At 35.3% G+C, this 16,115-nt stretch carries 15 protein-coding genes; 8 read left to right on the top strand and 7 right to left on the bottom strand.

The features are described 5' to 3' along the window. Positions 1-110: 110 nt before the first annotated feature. From GVN22_RS20815 to GVN22_RS20780, 8 genes are all read left to right on the top strand, one after another. Positions 111-893 carry a PQQ-binding-like beta-propeller repeat protein gene (locus GVN22_RS20815; protein ID WP_166552934.1) on the top strand — a complete coding sequence of 261 codons (783 nt, stop codon included), beginning with the start codon at positions 111-113 and terminating at the stop codon, positions 891-893. Between the two features lie 117 nt (positions 894-1,010). After that, entirely contained in the window at positions 1,011-1,289 is a 279-nt protein-coding gene (locus GVN22_RS20810; protein ID WP_166552933.1) for a hypothetical protein, read from the top strand. Between the two features lie 194 nt (positions 1,290-1,483). After that, on the top strand, positions 1,484-2,332 hold the full coding sequence (locus GVN22_RS20805) for a glycosyltransferase (protein ID WP_205690982.1): 849 nt from the start codon (positions 1,484-1,486) through the stop codon (positions 2,330-2,332). Between the two features lie 94 nt (positions 2,333-2,426). Next, positions 2,427-3,581 carry a glycosyltransferase family 4 protein gene (locus tag GVN22_RS20800; RefSeq protein WP_166552932.1) on the top strand — a complete coding sequence of 385 codons (1,155 nt, stop codon included), beginning with the start codon at positions 2,427-2,429 and terminating at the stop codon, positions 3,579-3,581. Positions 3,582-3,655: 74 nt separating this feature from the next. Further along, positions 3,656-4,636 carry a glycosyl transferase gene (locus GVN22_RS20795; RefSeq protein WP_166552931.1) on the top strand — a complete coding sequence of 327 codons (981 nt, stop codon included), beginning with the start codon at positions 3,656-3,658 and terminating at the stop codon, positions 4,634-4,636. Between the two features lie 276 nt (positions 4,637-4,912). After that, positions 4,913-5,944 (top strand): glycosyltransferase family 9 protein, encoded by a 1,032-nt coding sequence (locus GVN22_RS20790; RefSeq protein ID WP_166552930.1) that lies wholly within the window; start codon positions 4,913-4,915, stop codon positions 5,942-5,944. A gap of 17 nt (positions 5,945-5,961) precedes the next feature. Further along, the gene (locus GVN22_RS20785; protein WP_166552929.1) at positions 5,962-6,939 is read left to right on the top strand and encodes a hypothetical protein; all 978 of its coding nucleotides are present in this window, start codon (positions 5,962-5,964) and stop codon (positions 6,937-6,939) included. A 132-nt stretch (positions 6,940-7,071) separates the two neighbouring features. Next, positions 7,072-8,190, top strand: a complete 1,119-nt coding sequence (locus GVN22_RS20780; RefSeq protein WP_166552928.1) for a hypothetical protein — start codon at positions 7,072-7,074, stop codon at positions 8,188-8,190. A gap of 52 nt (positions 8,191-8,242) precedes the next feature. On the opposite strand, the gene GVN22_RS20775 is transcribed toward GVN22_RS20780, so the two are convergent. From GVN22_RS20775 to GVN22_RS20745, 7 genes are all read right to left on the bottom strand, one after another. Next, positions 8,243-9,445, bottom strand: coding sequence for a glycosyltransferase family 4 protein (locus GVN22_RS20775; RefSeq protein WP_166552927.1), 1,203 nt, complete (start codon positions 9,443-9,445; stop codon positions 8,243-8,245). Between the two features lie 111 nt (positions 9,446-9,556). Then, positions 9,557-10,150, bottom strand: coding sequence for a WcaF family extracellular polysaccharide biosynthesis acetyltransferase (locus tag GVN22_RS20770; protein ID WP_205690981.1), 594 nt, complete (start codon positions 10,148-10,150; stop codon positions 9,557-9,559). A 12-nt stretch (positions 10,151-10,162) separates the two neighbouring features. After that, entirely contained in the window at positions 10,163-11,071 is a 909-nt protein-coding gene (locus GVN22_RS20765) for a glycosyltransferase family 2 protein (protein WP_166552926.1), read from the bottom strand. An 11-nt stretch (positions 11,072-11,082) separates the two neighbouring features. Further along, positions 11,083-12,237 (bottom strand): glycosyltransferase, encoded by a 1,155-nt coding sequence (locus tag GVN22_RS28460; protein WP_166552925.1) that lies wholly within the window; start codon positions 12,235-12,237, stop codon positions 11,083-11,085. Beyond that, positions 12,234-13,292, bottom strand: coding sequence for an acyltransferase (locus GVN22_RS20755; protein WP_166552924.1), 1,059 nt, complete (start codon positions 13,290-13,292; stop codon positions 12,234-12,236). Before GVN22_RS20755 ends, GVN22_RS28460 begins: the two co-directional genes overlap by 4 nt. Positions 13,293-13,319: 27 nt before the next feature. Next, positions 13,320-14,489 (bottom strand): glycosyltransferase family 4 protein, encoded by a 1,170-nt coding sequence (locus GVN22_RS20750; protein WP_166552923.1) that lies wholly within the window; start codon positions 14,487-14,489, stop codon positions 13,320-13,322. Between the two features lie 7 nt (positions 14,490-14,496). Beyond that, positions 14,497-15,822, bottom strand: a complete 1,326-nt coding sequence (locus GVN22_RS20745) for a hypothetical protein (protein ID WP_166552922.1) — start codon at positions 15,820-15,822, stop codon at positions 14,497-14,499. Positions 15,823-16,115: the final 293 nt, after the last annotated feature.

Raw genomic sequence — 16,115 nt, 5'->3', positions numbered from 1 at the left:
CAAGAAGGGTTAAAAACATAATCAAAGCAGACTGATTATGTATATTTTTAAACTGTACTAAAAATGGGAAGCCGACAACAAAATCAAAAAGCACCTATAGTTTAGGTAAAGTGTCTTTACAGTTTCAAAAGTCTAATAGCGAATTCATTGCGTTAGAAAAAGTTGAAGGAAAGAGAAATCTTATTGTTTTTGATTTATTATCCAAAGAAAAAAAGTTAATACAAAGAAATATCTCTTTTGGAATAAAACTATTATGCAACAATAACCTAATCATTAATGAAGGTTGGACCATCCTCAAATCCCTCTCCCTTCTCACAGGTGAATACGAGTGGGAGGTAGATTTGGGAGCTTATGGGGAAATTAGAAATATCTTAGGGGTTATAGAAAAAGAATTATATGTATGGATTGGAAATACCACGCTCGTAGCAATAAGCATTCAAAATGGTGAGGTTCAATGGTATATCAACACTTATGAAACTCACCAAGTGGGCTTTGGGGCAGGCGTGCATTTACTGGCAGATGAGCGTAAAGTAGTATTGTTTTATGATACCAATTATGTAGAAATAGACCTGCAAACCCAAACCAGTAAGCTACTACTAAAAAACACCTTTGGTAGAGACTGGGCGTTTGCTACGAGTACTGTATTGGGCAATTACATCTATTTCACGGGACGTAACTATGCAACAGGCGAGTTATCAGTAGGAGCATTCAATAGACAAAAATTAGAGGTAGAATGGTATTATGCCGCCCCGGAGTGGCAAGGTAGTGTTCCTGATGATTATGAAGGCAATGCAGTAGTGTTGGCAACCCCACCTCAAGTAACAGATGACAGGCTCTATGTGTTAGAAAGCGGTACAGGCACCTTGTACATCTTCGAGAAAGAACAAGCCTAACAAAATCCCTCTTTTAGCTACGGTTAGAAGAGGGATTTTTGTGAAAAAGACGAACCTGAGTGTACTATTTGCTTGGCTCGAAAACCAAGAATTACTTTATGTAGAAAGCTGGAGCAGTTGGTATTAGTAAATAAACCAGCGGTAGAGGATAAACTCTGTCCTAATATTTCCTTAAATCAAATACTTGAGAGCGTTGCTAATAAGGCATTAGGATTTACGACAACAGAAAAGCAGGTTTTCTTACAAGATATAAACTTATCATTAAGCCAGACACAAGCCCTCAATCAACCCTCAAACATTGCACAACTGAATCCATTACTGATGGATGCTTGGCAAATCATCTATGCAGGCAGAAGCGGAGCAAATGACCGACAACGATTTGCCAATAACAGATAGGCTATCATCGATTTACGTCCTTTTATTCAAGCACATTAATTTGTCTTTTTGAAACTAAACTACACTTTAAAAATCTGACTAATCACCCTTTAATAACTTCTAATCTAGAGAAGCAATACGTTTAAAACATTCCTATAATTATCTTTGCTTGCTCAGCATTTTCCTAGCATTTTTGTAGGCTCGTTGTCTAAACAATGCTAAAAAATTGGTTTATGGAAAAAATGCCTAAAGTAAGTATCCTTGTTCCTGTCTATAATCATGGTAAATTCATTGCTCAAATGTTGGAGGGAGCACTCGCACAACAGGTGAATTTTGAGTATGAAATTGTCATTGGCGATGATGCTTCTACAGACAACAGTGCCGAAATCATTCAGGCGTATAGCCAACGTTATCCTCAGATTAAAGCCTATTTACATACTACCAATCTTGGACCAAGTTCTCCTCGAGAATTAGGTGGCAAAAACAATGTAGCCTTTATTTTTGGCAAAGCACAAGGAGAATATATCGCTTTGTGCGAGGGCGACGATTATTGGACAGACCCACAGAAACTCCAAAAACAAGTAGATTTCCTAGATCAGCATCCTGATTTTGCATTAACGCATCATCAGTTGGAAGTAATTTATGAGGATGGCTCCGAAAGTCACCCTTTTAATCATTCAGACCAAAAAGAAGTTTCGACACTTGATGATTTATACAAGGATGAGGAATGGATATTGGGCACTGCAAGCACTGTTTTTCGAAATGTTTTCAAAAATGGGCTAGCTCCTTGGTGGTGGAAAAGCGCTAGTGGTGATATCGGAATTTTTATGCAGGCAGTAAAATTTGGCAAGATAAAGTACTTTCCCGAAACAATGGGTTGCTATCGCAAGCATCGTGGCGGGATGACCAATATTCATACCCCTCAGAATTACTTTTTTCTGGAAAATAGAAAACAAATGTTTGAAGCATTATTGGCGGAGTCTGACGAAGACTTACAAAAAACTTTAACTAAAACCATACAGCGCTACGAGGAAATCCTTGAAAGTTTGAAATTATCCCAATAAGCCTGTCATTCTTGCGATGAACGAGTAGAAGGTTCAGAGAATCCGAGATTATTTTGTAATTTTGAAATCCAAATTTCCGTCGAGGCTTATTTTTATGATACAAAACATACTTTTTGTGGGTCATGATGCCAATCGTGCAGGCTCTCAAATTTTATTACTTAGGTTTTTAAAATTGTTAAAAGCGTATGGTAAAGTACAGTTTTCGATACTTCTCAAGCACGACGGTCCTCTAGTTCAAGAGTACGAAGCAGTTGCCCCAACTTATATTCTTCATCAAGAAAAACCTGTCGGACTCAAAAGTCAAATCCTACAAAAAATTAAAGCTAAAATTGGGCAAACTACCTCAGAGGTTAATCCCGTTTGGCAGATACTAGCTAGTCAAAAATTTGATTTGATAGTTTCCAATACCTTTACCAATGGAGATATTTTTGAAGAATTAAGTCAGTTTAATTGCCCTATTTATTCCTATATCCACGAACTTCGTATGGGTATAGAGATGTACAATGGGATTCAACAAGCAATAGACAACACCCTTCGTGGCACTCAAAAATTTATTGCTTGTGCCAATTCAGTTAAACAAAATCTCCTTCAACAGTTTGGAATTCCTGAGCAACAAATAGAGATTTTGTGTTCACTACTCCCCGAATCTGCACAACAATATCAGATTTCTAGCACTAAAGTAAATGCCCTTAAACAAGAACTTGGGATACCTCAAGATGCGTTTGTTGTAGGTGGTATGGGCACTATTGATTTACGAAAAGGAACCGATTTGTTTGTTCAGCTTGCACATATTTTGCAGCATCAAAATACTTATTTTCTTTGGGTAGGTGGCTCTCATTCACAAAATGACTTTAAGATTTTTTCTATAGATGCACAACGCTTAGGCTTACAAAACATCAAGTTTGTGGAAGCTGTGAGCAATCCGCTGGATTACTTGTCAGTTTTCGATATTTTTGCACTCACCTCTCGTGAAGACCCTTATCCATTGGTAGTTTTGGAGGCTGCTTTATTACAAAAACCGATGGTTTGTTTTGAAAAAGCAGGTGGCGCCCAAGATTTGATTGAGACAGATGCAGGCATGATAGTCCCTTATCTGTCGTTAGAAGCCATGGCAAATGCCGTTAGGATTATGAAGGAAAATCCAGAAATTCGTACAAAAATGGGACGAATAGCAAGGGAGAAAGTTCTTCAAAGACATTCGACAGAAAAAGCTTTTCAGGAATTTTTGACAATTTTACAAATTTCATAATAGTTCAAAACCGAACCCGAAACCAACTTAATTTGAATGGCATAATCTGCCAATAGTATTACCGAAATACAATTATGACTTTAGCATTCACCATTTGTTCAATTAACTATTTGGCTCAAGCTCAAACATTGGGTCAATCGTTGCAAGAACAAAACCCATCCATAGAATTTGTGATTGGCTTGGTAGATAGACTCGACAAAGTGGAGCTTGAACCAGACAAAATTCCTCCATTTCAAATGCTCGAAATTGACAAAATCAATATCGAATCGTTTGAACAAATGTGTGAGATTTATAATATCACGGAGCTTAATACCGCAGTAAAACCCTATTTTATAGATTATTTTTACAAAAATCGTCCTGATATTCAAAACGTTATCTACTTTGACCCAGACATCATTGTTTTTGACAGCTTGAAACCACTTGAAGATTCTTTGAAAAAATACCCGATGGTGGTGACGCCACATATCTGCTCGCCTATCAACGATGATTTGAATACCAAAGAAACTGACCATTTAAGTACAGGATTATACAACCTTGGATTTATCGCCACATCAAGAAGCGAAGCGACCTATCACATGGTGAGTTGGTGGAAAGACCGCTTAGAAAAAGACTGTAGAATTGATCTTTGCAATGGCTTATTTGTAGATCAGCATTGGATTAATTTTGTGCCTCTGTTCTATCCAAATGACGTATTGGTAGATAAATACCCTGGCTACAATATGGCCTACTGGAACTTACATGAGCGTACAGTGAGTATAAGAGATGGCAAATATTTTATCAATGGCAAGCCTCTGATTTTCTTCCATTATAGTGGATATGAGTTGAAAAAGCCGAACGAAGTTTCGAAATACCAAAACCGTTCTAGCTTCGAAAATAGACCAGATATTGTTCCTTTGTTTCAATATTATGCCCAAAAGCTGAAAGATAACTTTAACGATTATTACATTAAAATCTCTTGTTTTTACATCAAACCACCTAAAGTCAAACGTTATAAACGTGTCAGAAAAGCATTACAAATGCCTTTTCGCAAAGTGGTTTCCCTATTAAATCGTTAATTAATACGCTTTAGACTATAGGAATTTTTTCATGATTCCATCAGAAACACTTTTGAACTTTCAGCTTACGGCATAGTGCTTAGAGCCTAAGGCGTGTAAAAAATAATAATTTTATACGCTATGAGCTCTTTTATGCGCTAGGGTAAATGTTAAATAGTATTTCTCAGGAAGTAATAGAAGTTTTTTTGCCTAATGCCTACGGCTTACTGCCTAAAGCATATTAACGCAATTTTATTTTGCATTAATACTTAATTTCAGACAAATCTTAAAGTAAAAATGGGTATTCAGCGTTTTATTGACCTCTGGAAACATCGCTATAACAAATATATACTTCAACAATATGTACCAGCTTGGAGATTCGTTCAAAGCTATTTGTTGGTTCGTAGGATTAAATTAAATAATCCCAAACAACAAATGATTGGCGTGCTTCTGGCAGAACATTTTGGAGATATTGTAGCAGCAGAGCCCCTTTCTCGCATTATTAAACAGAAGCATCCTGAAAGCAAAGTCTTTTGGATTGTTCGCAAACCATTTAGAGAGCTCATAGATAGTAACCCCAATATTGACTACACTATTGAAGAAACCAACTTATATCAGAGTATTCTCACTAGCAAGCACCATAACTTTGATGTTTTTTATAATCTTCACATGCCTGAGTTACGCCTCCATATACCGACGCTTACATTTTTGACTAATCCGTATGCTGAGCAACTTGGTATTCATGTAAAAAACTACTTTGAATTCGGAAATTTATTAGAAGTTTTTGCCAAGGTGGGTGGTTTACCATTAAGTCAAGAAACGCCCAAAGTTTATATTAGCGAGAGCGATAGACAAAAAATAGACCAGCAGGCTTTACCGCAAAAATTTGTTGCGATTCACTGTCACTCCAACTTTTCGCCAAAAGACTGGCAAACGTTCCATTGGGAAAACCTTATTCAACGCCTCTATGAGCTTGGTTATCACGTTGTTGAAGTGGGTTTAAAAAGCAGTTTAAATCAATCATTACCGGGATATATCAATTGCTGTGGGAAATTTAGTTTGCTCCAAACAGCCGAAATTATCCGTAGAGCACAGTTTTTTATGGGCGTAGACAGTGGCCCTGCGCATTTGGCAAATGCCGTTGGGACGTATGGCTTGCTGTTATTCGGAAAGTTTGTACATTTTGACAAATATCTTCCTTACTCAGGTGGATACGCAACCAACAATGCCATCATGATTACAGACGGGCAAAAACCTTGTGCTGATTTACCATTTGAAGTAGTTTGGAATGCTGTAGAAAAACATATTCAAAACACTTCAAAATCCTAACATTACCCCATTAGAATATGAAACAGTTAGTCTATACAGTTTGCTCAATTTCTCAAATACCATTTGCGTTAGCTTTGGGCGAAGACTTACAAAAATACGAACCCAATACACAATTTGTCATTGGTCTTGTAGATCGCCTACCCAGTGATTTGCCTACCGTAGCATTTCCTATCATAAGTGCAGATGAGTTAGGATTACCTTTTTTATCAGAAATGGCAGAAAAATATACCGTCGATGAACTTACCCGTTCATTGAAGCCTTATTTTGCCTCATTTTTAGAAAAAAAGCATCAAGCAAACAAAATTATTTTTCTTGAAAGTCAAACTCAACTTTTTCAGTCTTTATCAAAAACGTGGGAAATTCTTGATGAATATGACATTGTTTTGAGTCCTAATATTACACAACAACGTAATCCTAATCATCCTATTAATGAACCAACATTTTTGAATGCTGGACTTTATAATGCAGGTTTTTGGGGCTACAAACCAAGTATGCAAGCCAATAACTTTTTGACTTATTGGAAAGAAAGAACAAAAGAAAAAGGCTATTTCGATTTTTGTCATGGGTTTGGTGCAGAACAACTTTGGCTAAATTTTATTCCTATTTTTCAAGAAAATGTATACGTACAATCAGAAATAGGAGTTCATTATCACCCATACAATTGGATCGAAAATCCGCTCTCAATAGATGAGAATGGTAGTTATGTCATCGCTCAGTCATTTCCGTTACATATACTTCAATGGCAAAATTTGTCTTTAGCTACGCAAAAAGGCTATTTCAAAAATCAAATTGGGCTCAATGAATCAACCCTCAAAACCTTAAAGAAATTACAAAGTGCTTACCTCACAAACGTCAAAAAGTATAAAGGATTCGAACGTTTTGTGCCAAGCATGGGTAAAATAGACCTCAAATCCTCTAAAAACTTTTTGAGTAGCGCTATCGAAAAAGGGTGTTTAAAAATGATTGATTGGATAGAAGAGTTTGAAGCCCAGTAACTTAATGGAATATGTCGCAGAGAGTTGAGATTCGGCATGTTTTTTGTTCTTTCCAATCGTTAGTTATTTGCAAAGTAGTAATCAATCTTATAACCTCTACTACGGAATCCACAACATTCCTTATTCCTTACGATGGATACAAATTATTCTCAAAATATCCTAGAACCTGAAGATTCAGAAACAGCATACCGTGCTATGAGAGACTCTATTTTACAGGTTTTTCATTTGGGTACTAAAATTGCTAAAGAATCTAATCCAGACCATGAATTACAAGTTTCATGGGACTTGGCAGATACCTCTTTAATGAACTGGATAAGTGATACTCACTGTTATTTAAGCAGAAAAGGGCACAAACTCCAATTCCTAGCTCGTCCATCTAAGCTCGACATTATCAGTTTTACTCTCAATGAAGGCGATAAATTACTGATTTGTAGTGAAAGTTTAAGACAACATTTATCTGATAATGAAATTGATGAGATTTTGCAGAAAAGTAATACTCCTGAAAATGGTATTCAAAATCTGCAAAGTACGGTAGATCCTCAAAAGAAGCTCAAAATCAATCTTGTTATACTAGAAGTTATCAATAGCAAAACGCCAGAAGAAACTCCAGTAACAAAACCCATAGAGCCAGTTGTAGCAGCGAAAAATGAGCAAAAAAATATTCCAACGGTAAGTAAACCTAAGGACAAAGATAAAGAAACGAATTCGCTCATTCTTTGGACAAGTTTAGGCTTAATCGCAGGAGGAATAGCTTTCTTTCTTTGGTACAATTCTAATAGTCATCGCTTAAATGGAGATTCGGTACCAATTATCGACTCTGTTCAGCTTAACAAGGCTAGTAATAGCGACTCTGCTGCTATTGCAAAAGCAAATGCACAATTGAGCGAAGAACTAGGCATTGATACCAATAGTAGTAATGCAAGCACGCCTTCAAGTTCCAATAGCGCATCAGAGACCACACAAAAGCCTAGTACATCAACAGAAGAATTCCAATCATCAGATAAAAGTACAACTGAAGGTTCTTCTTCAAAAAGTAATACTAGAAGCAAACGAGCTCTTACTCAAGACGAAGCTGTTCTTCAACAAGAGTTATTAAATCAACAAAAAGCAAAATGGACTGCTATCAGAGATGCTCTCAAGCAAGAGGTAGATAATGGTTCAAAAGAGAGTATCGACAAACTCAAAAATAGTGAAATGGTACTCAATAGAATTGATAAAAAACTTAAAGAAACGACGAAATACCTTCCCTAACACCATAAAAAACCCTGTTAGCATGCTAACAGGGTTTTATTTTTTCTTAATCTTAACGAATCTCTAAAGCAGGTTTTCCTAACTTTTTCTCTTCCAACAAAATTGCTTGCTGTTCTTGTATCTCTTTTTGTTTCTGTGCCTCTGCTTCCGCCGCATCGAGTAACTCTTGACGTTTAGCGTTTCTGGCTTTCAAAATATGTGATAACCACATATATAATCCAAACAAGCCTCCAAGAATATAGAGCGATGTTGTATTGTCACTATTTTTAGTGATAAACAAAAATGCAATTGTCGACACCACAGTAAATACCCAAAGTACTACCGAGGCTTGAAGGTGAGTCATACCACTGTCAATCAAGATATGATGCAAATGGTTTCTATCACCTACAAATGGAGATTTTTTATCTTTTAATCTTACAATAAACACACGAAGTGTATCAAAGATTGGAACAATCAATACCACAATAGCTAAGATAGGCGCACTAAACAAAGCATTTGGGTCAAAACGGTAAGCGATGTTTAATTGTACAAACTTAATGGCAAACATTGTCAGCAAGAAACCAACAATGAGTGACCCCGTATCACCCATAAAGATTTTAGACGTTTTGGAATAATTAAAACGTAGAAATCCAAAAAGAGACCCTGCCATTGACGCGGCTAAACAAGCCATGGCAAAATATCCATTCAAATAAAACCATAAACCAAATAGTCCTCCACAAATCATCCCAATACCACCCGCTAAGCCATCGATTCCATCAATAAGGTTGATGGCATTGATTAGGGCAATAAATACAAATACTGTCAGCGGTAGACTCAAAATATAAGGCACTTCATCGATACCAAAAATTCCAAACAGATTTTCGAGACGAACATCTCCAAATACTACAACCAAGGCAGATGCAGCGATTTGCACATACATTTTTTTCTTCGGAGATAGAACCAAAATATCATCTTTGACTCCTAAGAAAAACAAAATCACCATAGCTGAAATAGAAAGGTGCACAAATTCACCTTCATCTGGATTGCTCCAAAGAAAGTAGCTGATAAGCGTGGACGCAAAGATTGCAACACCACCTAAAGTAGGTGTTTTTTTGATATGGGAGCTTCGTTCTCCAGGCTCAGCCATCAGGTTTTTCAAACGAGAAATTTTAATAATTACAGGTATAGCTGCCACCGAAACAATAGCTGCTACTATCGCTGAAACTATAATTTGAAAAAGCCTATCATTGTATATTTCAGTAAAAATACTATTCATAACCACTTAACTATGTGCCCTAAAGTTCAATTTTTAGCAAGAGCAATTTCGGAAAAACTCCTTAAATTTAATTATCGAATTTACAACTATTCTATAAAACAACAAGAATTACTAAGTTAAAATACTCCTATCTCTAACCTTAACCGCAGGATTACCTTGGTATATAGAGTACGAATCTAAATCTTTGGTTGCAATAGAACCAACAGAAAGTACGGCATGTGAGTAAACGGTCACATTAGGACAAACAACTGCTTTTGCTCCTATCCAAGCACCCTCTTCTAGTTTTATTTCCCCAATCATTAATCCAAAGCCTGAACTTTTATAATTATGATTGCCCGTCAACAACATTGCTCCTTGTGAAATACAAGTATGATTTTCCAAACTTACCCACGTATAATTATCAATCCACACCTCCTCGCCTATCCAAACAAAATCTCCAATTCGTAAAAACCAAGGATATTTGATATTTACCTTAGGCTTTATCATAACACCTTTGCCTATTTTCGCCCCAAACAGCCGTAATACCCAAATCTTTAGACTAACAGGAATGGGTAAGTAATTATTGATTACACAGGTATTCACCAAAAACCAAAGGATAATCTTTGCCTTCGACCCTGGTTTGTACCACGAATTATCATATTTAGACAAATCTGTTTTAAACATTGTCTTCAAGTTATCGCCAACACTATTTTCGTTTCCCTTCATGTATTATTTTAACTACGAACGAAGGTTCTTATTATACTCTTTTTGAAAAAAGTCAACAATCGCGTTTTTATCTTTTCCAACACGCTGGTAAACCTCATATATTTTGGCATCTACTAAAAAACGATACCAGAAGCCTTGTAAAAAATGCCATACTAAACCTTTAGTTCCATCCAGAAATCCTAATCTAAAAAAATACCTATAGATAAAGTACATGAATGGACGCGTAAATAAAGGTAATGAGGCATATTTCATTTTCAAATATCTTTTCCGTTGTTCTTGAGAACCGAATAATTTTGGCTCGACCGACTCAAAATCCCTAAAATCATATTTCATATTGAGTAAGTCTATCACTTCTCTAATCGCATACAAATTATGCTTTTGAGTCCACCAAGTCAAATTATTCAGATTATGGTCAACAATATCATGCGAAAAGTTCTGAGTAATTCCTTCTGTAATTTTGATATGCTCATCCATCCAAGTTTCCTCGCAAACACCTCGTCCATTTCTCCAAATTCTGAGCAACCAAATAGGATAATAAGCCCCGTGACGAATCCATTTGTTAAAAAACATCACTCGGCGTTTTACATAAATACCCGAAATCTGGTCATTCAAGCCATCTAGTTTACTCGAAATCTCTTCTGACAATTCAGGCATGATATACTCATCCGAATCCATGCGCATCAACCACTTGGTTTTGTGAGGGTTATTCTCAATACCAAAATTAAACTGCTGTGCATAGTTTACCCAAGGATTGTACTGCACTATCGCACCTAATCTTTCGGCAATTTCCACCGTTTTGTCGGTAGAGCCAGAGTCAACGATAAAAATTTTATGGGTAAATGGCAAAATCGATTTAATACAACGGGCAATATGTTTTTCCTCATTAAAGGTTAGGATAATTACCGATATATCTTGTTGCATATTGCAATGGTTTATTTCATAATTTTTAAAAACTCACTCATGATACGTTTTCCTACCACACGAATATTATATTGAGTTCTGACTAAATGCTGTCCATTTTTAGCAATCTTATTGGCTAACTCAGTATCGCCGAGCAGACGATTAATGCCATCTTTGATAGACTCGGTAGTAAGATCAACTATGATGGCTGATTCAGTTGCAATGATATTGTCAGCAAAACCAACTTTGTCAGACAATACCGATGGAGTTCCAGAAACTAAAGCTTCTAAAGTGGCAATCGAAAATCCTTCCGAATGAGAAGGTAGTACAAATACATCAGCGTCGGCAAAAGCAGCCAATTTTTCTTGTCCAGTTTTCATGCCAATCCATCTAATATAGGACTCAGCCTGATGCTGTTTGATAAACGCTTGAGTTGCTTCCAAATAACCATCGTCGGGACCAGCCAAGGCTAAAATAAAGTCTTCTCGCTCTTTTGCTAATTCATAAATAGCAGGAAGCAGTAAATCTAAGCCTTTTTTGATATTGATTCTACTTAAAAATAAGATAACCTTTTTATCTCCAGAAAAACCTAGTTCTTGTGCAAAATATCCTTTATCTGGTAAGTTATCGAAGGGTTTTAAGTCTATACCATTCGGAATCATGACAATATTGGGATGGCTCTCCCCTATGAAATTGGTTACATCACGTAATTCATCTGTATTGAACACATGAATCATTTCAGCTTTTTGAAGGGCATTTTTCTGAAAAAGCCATCGGAATAATCTCTTTTTCCAATAGCCATTTCGATAAGCCCAAGGGTCTAGCAAGCCATGCACAGTAATACATTTTGCTACTTTTAGGTTCAATAAAAAGGGCGCTACACTACCAAAATGCCAAATACCGTGAATATGTATTACATCAAATTGTTCCCCATTCTTTTTTAACCATTGGTACAATTCTGGAGAAAACTCTGCCCAAAAACGAGCCAAACTATGTCGCTTACAGCAAACAATCTCAGCGCCATCAGGTACAGGATAAAGTTTTTGTCCTTCAGAAATAGGTGTCAATATCGTAACCTCCGCTCCATTCGCTAATTGTACAACAGCATTGTCGTAAATTACTTTGGGAGGTCCACCAATATCCCAAGTATAAGCACAAATATGTAAAATTCTTAAAGATTGACTCACTTGAAAATTTTGCTTAAATAAGAGGTAAGTGGTAATTCTAATTTTTTGTGCAAAAACACTGCCACCAAAATATTGATGACCACAACCACGTAATTATATAATGACGTTTGAAAGGCGTCTAAAGTGACACCAAACATATTAGGAATCCTATTTAAAATCAATAAAAAGGGAAAATGTATCAGATAAAGCACATAAGATGCGCTACCTACCGAAATGAAAAATGAAGGAGCTATTAAAAAGCCTGCTTTTTCAATGTTTATAGAACTAACAAGTATCATAGAGGCTGCTGAACCAAAAATTAAAATTCTTTTAAAATTGTCATAGTCTCCCACAAAATCTCCCCATAAATAAATTATAGATACTGCTATAACTACAAGAAATATAGATATGATAGGCGAAAACCTAATTTTATCGTAATAGTGAGAAATAAGAATACCCATTAAAAATTCGTAGTTATAATTACTAAATACGAAATTATAATATGAAAAACCATTTTCAGGGTCAAATACAGGATGAACTATTGAATTATGAACTGTTAATCCCAAAATTATAGCTGGAATTATCCAAAGTCTCTTAGATAAAATTACAATTGAAAATAGAGCGTAAAAATATATCTCATAACTCATTGTCCATGTTACAGGGTCGATCGCTACATGTTTGGGTAATAAAGTATAGGTTTTAAAATGAGCCCATATCCCAATATTACTGTAGGTTTCAAAACTTGTCACTTTCAAATAATTGGATAAAATTAATTGTAACAGTTGAATTCCTCCAAGGACTATCCAATAAATAGGATATATACGAATTATACGTTTTTTCCAATATTCTTTAAATTTAGTTGGATTTCCTATATATGTTTTGGTAGTATAGCTAATGATAAAACCGCTTATAACAAAAAACAAATCAACTCCTGCAAATCCTTTACGAAAAAAGTCTGCAAAAATAACCTGCGAATAATTTACTCTTAAAAAACCTGATACATGGTAAATTAACACTACGACAGCAGCAACACCTCGTAAAATTTGAATAGAATTGATGACTTTTTTTGGGGACATATAGATTAATCGCAAAAGCAATGACGCTTATTTGTCTTGATAATAGCTTAAAGATGTACATTTACAAAAACCATTATACATTTCTTCAGCTACCTTTTGAGGAGTATATTCTGCTATGATGCGCTCAGATTCCTTTCCCATTTTTTCGAGTTTAGTAATATCATTCATCACAGCTATTAAAATTTCTTCAAAATGATTTATATCATAAGGGTTAAAAGTAAAACCATTGATACCATCCTTTACTATATCTGCAGCACAGCCACAATTTTCAGAGACTATTACTGGCATAGCACAGGCCATTGCTTCATTTACAACTAACCCCCATGGCTCCGAATAACTAGGTAACACTAAAACATCTGCAAGAGCTAAGTATCTAGGTACTTCTTGCCAGCCTACTCCTGGGAAAAAGTTTATATCCTCAACGTTTTGCTCTTTCGTCAGATTTTCAAGTTTTGCTTTATCTTCACCATCTCCCAATATAATGAGTCCCCATTCATTGGAAAGTTTACTTTTAGCCAAACCAAAGGCTTTTATCAAAAAAGATAAATTCTTGAAAGATATTAATCTTCCCACAAAAATTAAATTATACTTTTTTAGCTGTTGATTCTGCTTTGTCTGCTCAGCTTGTAGTTTAGCATCATCGTAGATAGTTCTTATTGTAGCATTATCTACACAGTTTTTTTCTACTAATAATTGATTCGATTGGGCTCCTAACGATAGCATGTATTGAGCAGAAAGGGAGCCAAAGTTAAAGAACCCATCAAATTGTCTTACGAAAATTGATTTTATTTTTTCCTTTAATCCATTTCTTATATGATCTACAGCAGTTGACTCATTCGACAAGACTAATTTAATCCTATGGAGTTTACAATAAAAAAGTACTACCCAAAAGGCTAAATCATAATACCCTGTTATGTTTACAACATCTGGTTTAAATTCTCTTATTGCACTAAGCATTCCCAGAATTCTTTGCTTTAGGGAGACATCTTCTAAAACTCCTTCTCCAATCAGTTTATATGGATACCTTACCTCAGTGCTACTGGTATTACCCATAGAAATACGACTTCTTTCTGTACGGGCAGTTTGAACAACAAGTAACTCAAAATCTTCTGACTTTTGGCTTATTTCATTCAAAGCATCAAATACAAGAGATTTGTAATGTGCCCAAAGTATATTATGTAATATCAATACCTTCATTTTATTATCAAGTAGTTGATTGTTCTTTGCAGTCTGACGATATGTCTGATTTTGATGGCATTAAATCAAGATATTTTACACCAACAAAACGAATCATCACTGCAAAAACAAACCAATAAGGTGTGTCATTAGGGCGTCCTCCAGTAAATAAACCCAGAAAATAAGTCAAATAAAAATAGGCTAAAAACATTGTAAAAGGATTATTACCTTGCTTCATGACTTTTAGAGACTCTTTTAAAATTAGTAAATTCATCAACCCGAAACTCCATAAACCTATCAATCCATAATCTAAAAAAGCTTCAACAATTGGCATATCCATATACCAAAACCTGTAACCTTTGCCAAGAATTAATGAATACGGCTCTCCATATAAAATACCTTTAAAAAAATCCAAATTTCCTACTCTTCCTAAAGCTGAAGCATCTGTATTTTTCTCATCTGCTACACCCGCAGCAGTTAAAACAGCTTTGGTAAGTGCTGTGCTTGAGCTCTCATAATAACTCGTTAATATATTAATAATCAATTCATTTGTTGATATAAAATAAATTATGCCGCCTAATAACATCAACATTAACAAAATATTTCTAAAACTCAAGAACTGCTTGATTGTCTTTTTTACATTGTTTAATGAAGTATTGTAATAAACATAAAGTGCCGCTGATATGATAAATGCCAAAAATATTGTCCTTACTTGAGTCATTAATAGCACTGCTATTGATATCAAACAATTTAATATACACACAAGCTTCCATAAGGTATTTTTTGAACTAAACATTAGATAAGATCCAAATATACCTGCAAAAGCATTTCTGGCATAAACATGGGGATTACCACTTGCCGCCGAAGAACCATCACCAAAAACAACTGTTGCTCGCTGCCCTATGACAAAAAATGGATTGGTCACCATCGAGTATATGAGACAAAGGTTTCCTAGCAATGTAAGTGCAATTACGACAGGAAGAAAATACTCCTTTACCTCGTTTGAAACTGAGACAAGCATAAAGAAGAAAACAGCAATTAATAGATAGTTGGCGATATCTCTACCGACTAAATAGCTTTCTGTAAATGTTTGATTATAAGCATAAAAGTAAATTAATGAAATTAAGGTAAATATTGCGCCTAGTCTAAATATTGGCGTATTTAGCTTATAGTATTTTCGAAAGGTATCTTTCGAAAACATCAAAATAAATCCCAAAATAAACCCGCCTAAAGTAAAGGCTGAAGAACCACCAAACCCTAACGTCTCCTTGAAAAAGAATATCAAAGGAGACCCCATAAATACGAGGAAAATACCAATGGATTGGCGTGTATATTTAAAATCAAAAAGTTTCATCTTTGCAAAAATAACGAATCGACTACACTATCTTACCAAACAATACGCAATTTAATACTAATCTCTTTGTAAAGTAAACAATCCCTTCATGAACTTACTATTTGATTTGTTCAAACAACCAGTACAATAAATTTAATTTTAGACACAAATTGATAGACTTTTTTTCTAACTTCCAATTAGCAAATGTCTTTCCTACATTATCCTCTCTTTACAAGACTTACCACAGACATTTGAATTCCAATCGATTATCATTAGTTTATCTCTGTTTTTTCATTAAAATTGCATCAAATTTT

This window comes from Cellulophaga sp. BC115SP (assembly GCF_009905545.1).
In the GTDB taxonomy this organism is placed as follows: Bacteria; Bacteroidota; Bacteroidia; order Cytophagales; family Spirosomataceae; genus Flectobacillus; species Flectobacillus rivi.
This window is presented reverse-complemented; position numbering and strand designations above follow the sequence as displayed.

Excerpts from the sequence above, each read along its gene's own strand:
- GVN22_RS20770 (WP_205690981.1), bottom strand. The coding sequence starts at position 10,150 with ATGAAGGGAAACGAAAATAGTGTTGGCGATAACTTGAAGACAATGTTT.
- GVN22_RS20745 (WP_166552922.1), bottom strand. The coding sequence starts at position 15,822 with ATGAAACTTTTTGATTTTAAATATACACGCCAATCCATTGGTATTTTC.
- GVN22_RS20755 (WP_166552924.1), bottom strand. The coding sequence starts at position 13,292 with ATGTCCCCAAAAAAAGTCATCAATTCTATTCAAATTTTACGAGGTGTT.
- GVN22_RS20780 (WP_166552928.1), top strand. The coding sequence starts at position 7,072 with ATGGATACAAATTATTCTCAAAATATCCTAGAACCTGAAGATTCAGAA.
- GVN22_RS20765 (WP_166552926.1), bottom strand. The coding sequence starts at position 11,071 with ATGCAACAAGATATATCGGTAATTATCCTAACCTTTAATGAGGAAAAA.
- GVN22_RS20805 (WP_205690982.1), top strand. The coding sequence starts at position 1,484 with ATGCTAAAAAATTGGTTTATGGAAAAAATGCCTAAAGTAAGTATCCTT.
- GVN22_RS20785 (WP_166552929.1), top strand. The coding sequence starts at position 5,962 with ATGAAACAGTTAGTCTATACAGTTTGCTCAATTTCTCAAATACCATTT.
- GVN22_RS20800 (WP_166552932.1), top strand. The coding sequence starts at position 2,427 with ATGATACAAAACATACTTTTTGTGGGTCATGATGCCAATCGTGCAGGC.
- GVN22_RS20790 (WP_166552930.1), top strand. The coding sequence starts at position 4,913 with ATGGGTATTCAGCGTTTTATTGACCTCTGGAAACATCGCTATAACAAA.
- GVN22_RS20795 (WP_166552931.1), top strand. The coding sequence starts at position 3,656 with ATGACTTTAGCATTCACCATTTGTTCAATTAACTATTTGGCTCAAGCT.
- GVN22_RS20750 (WP_166552923.1), bottom strand. The coding sequence starts at position 14,489 with ATGAAGGTATTGATATTACATAATATACTTTGGGCACATTACAAATCT.
- GVN22_RS20775 (WP_166552927.1), bottom strand. The coding sequence starts at position 9,445 with ATGAATAGTATTTTTACTGAAATATACAATGATAGGCTTTTTCAAATT.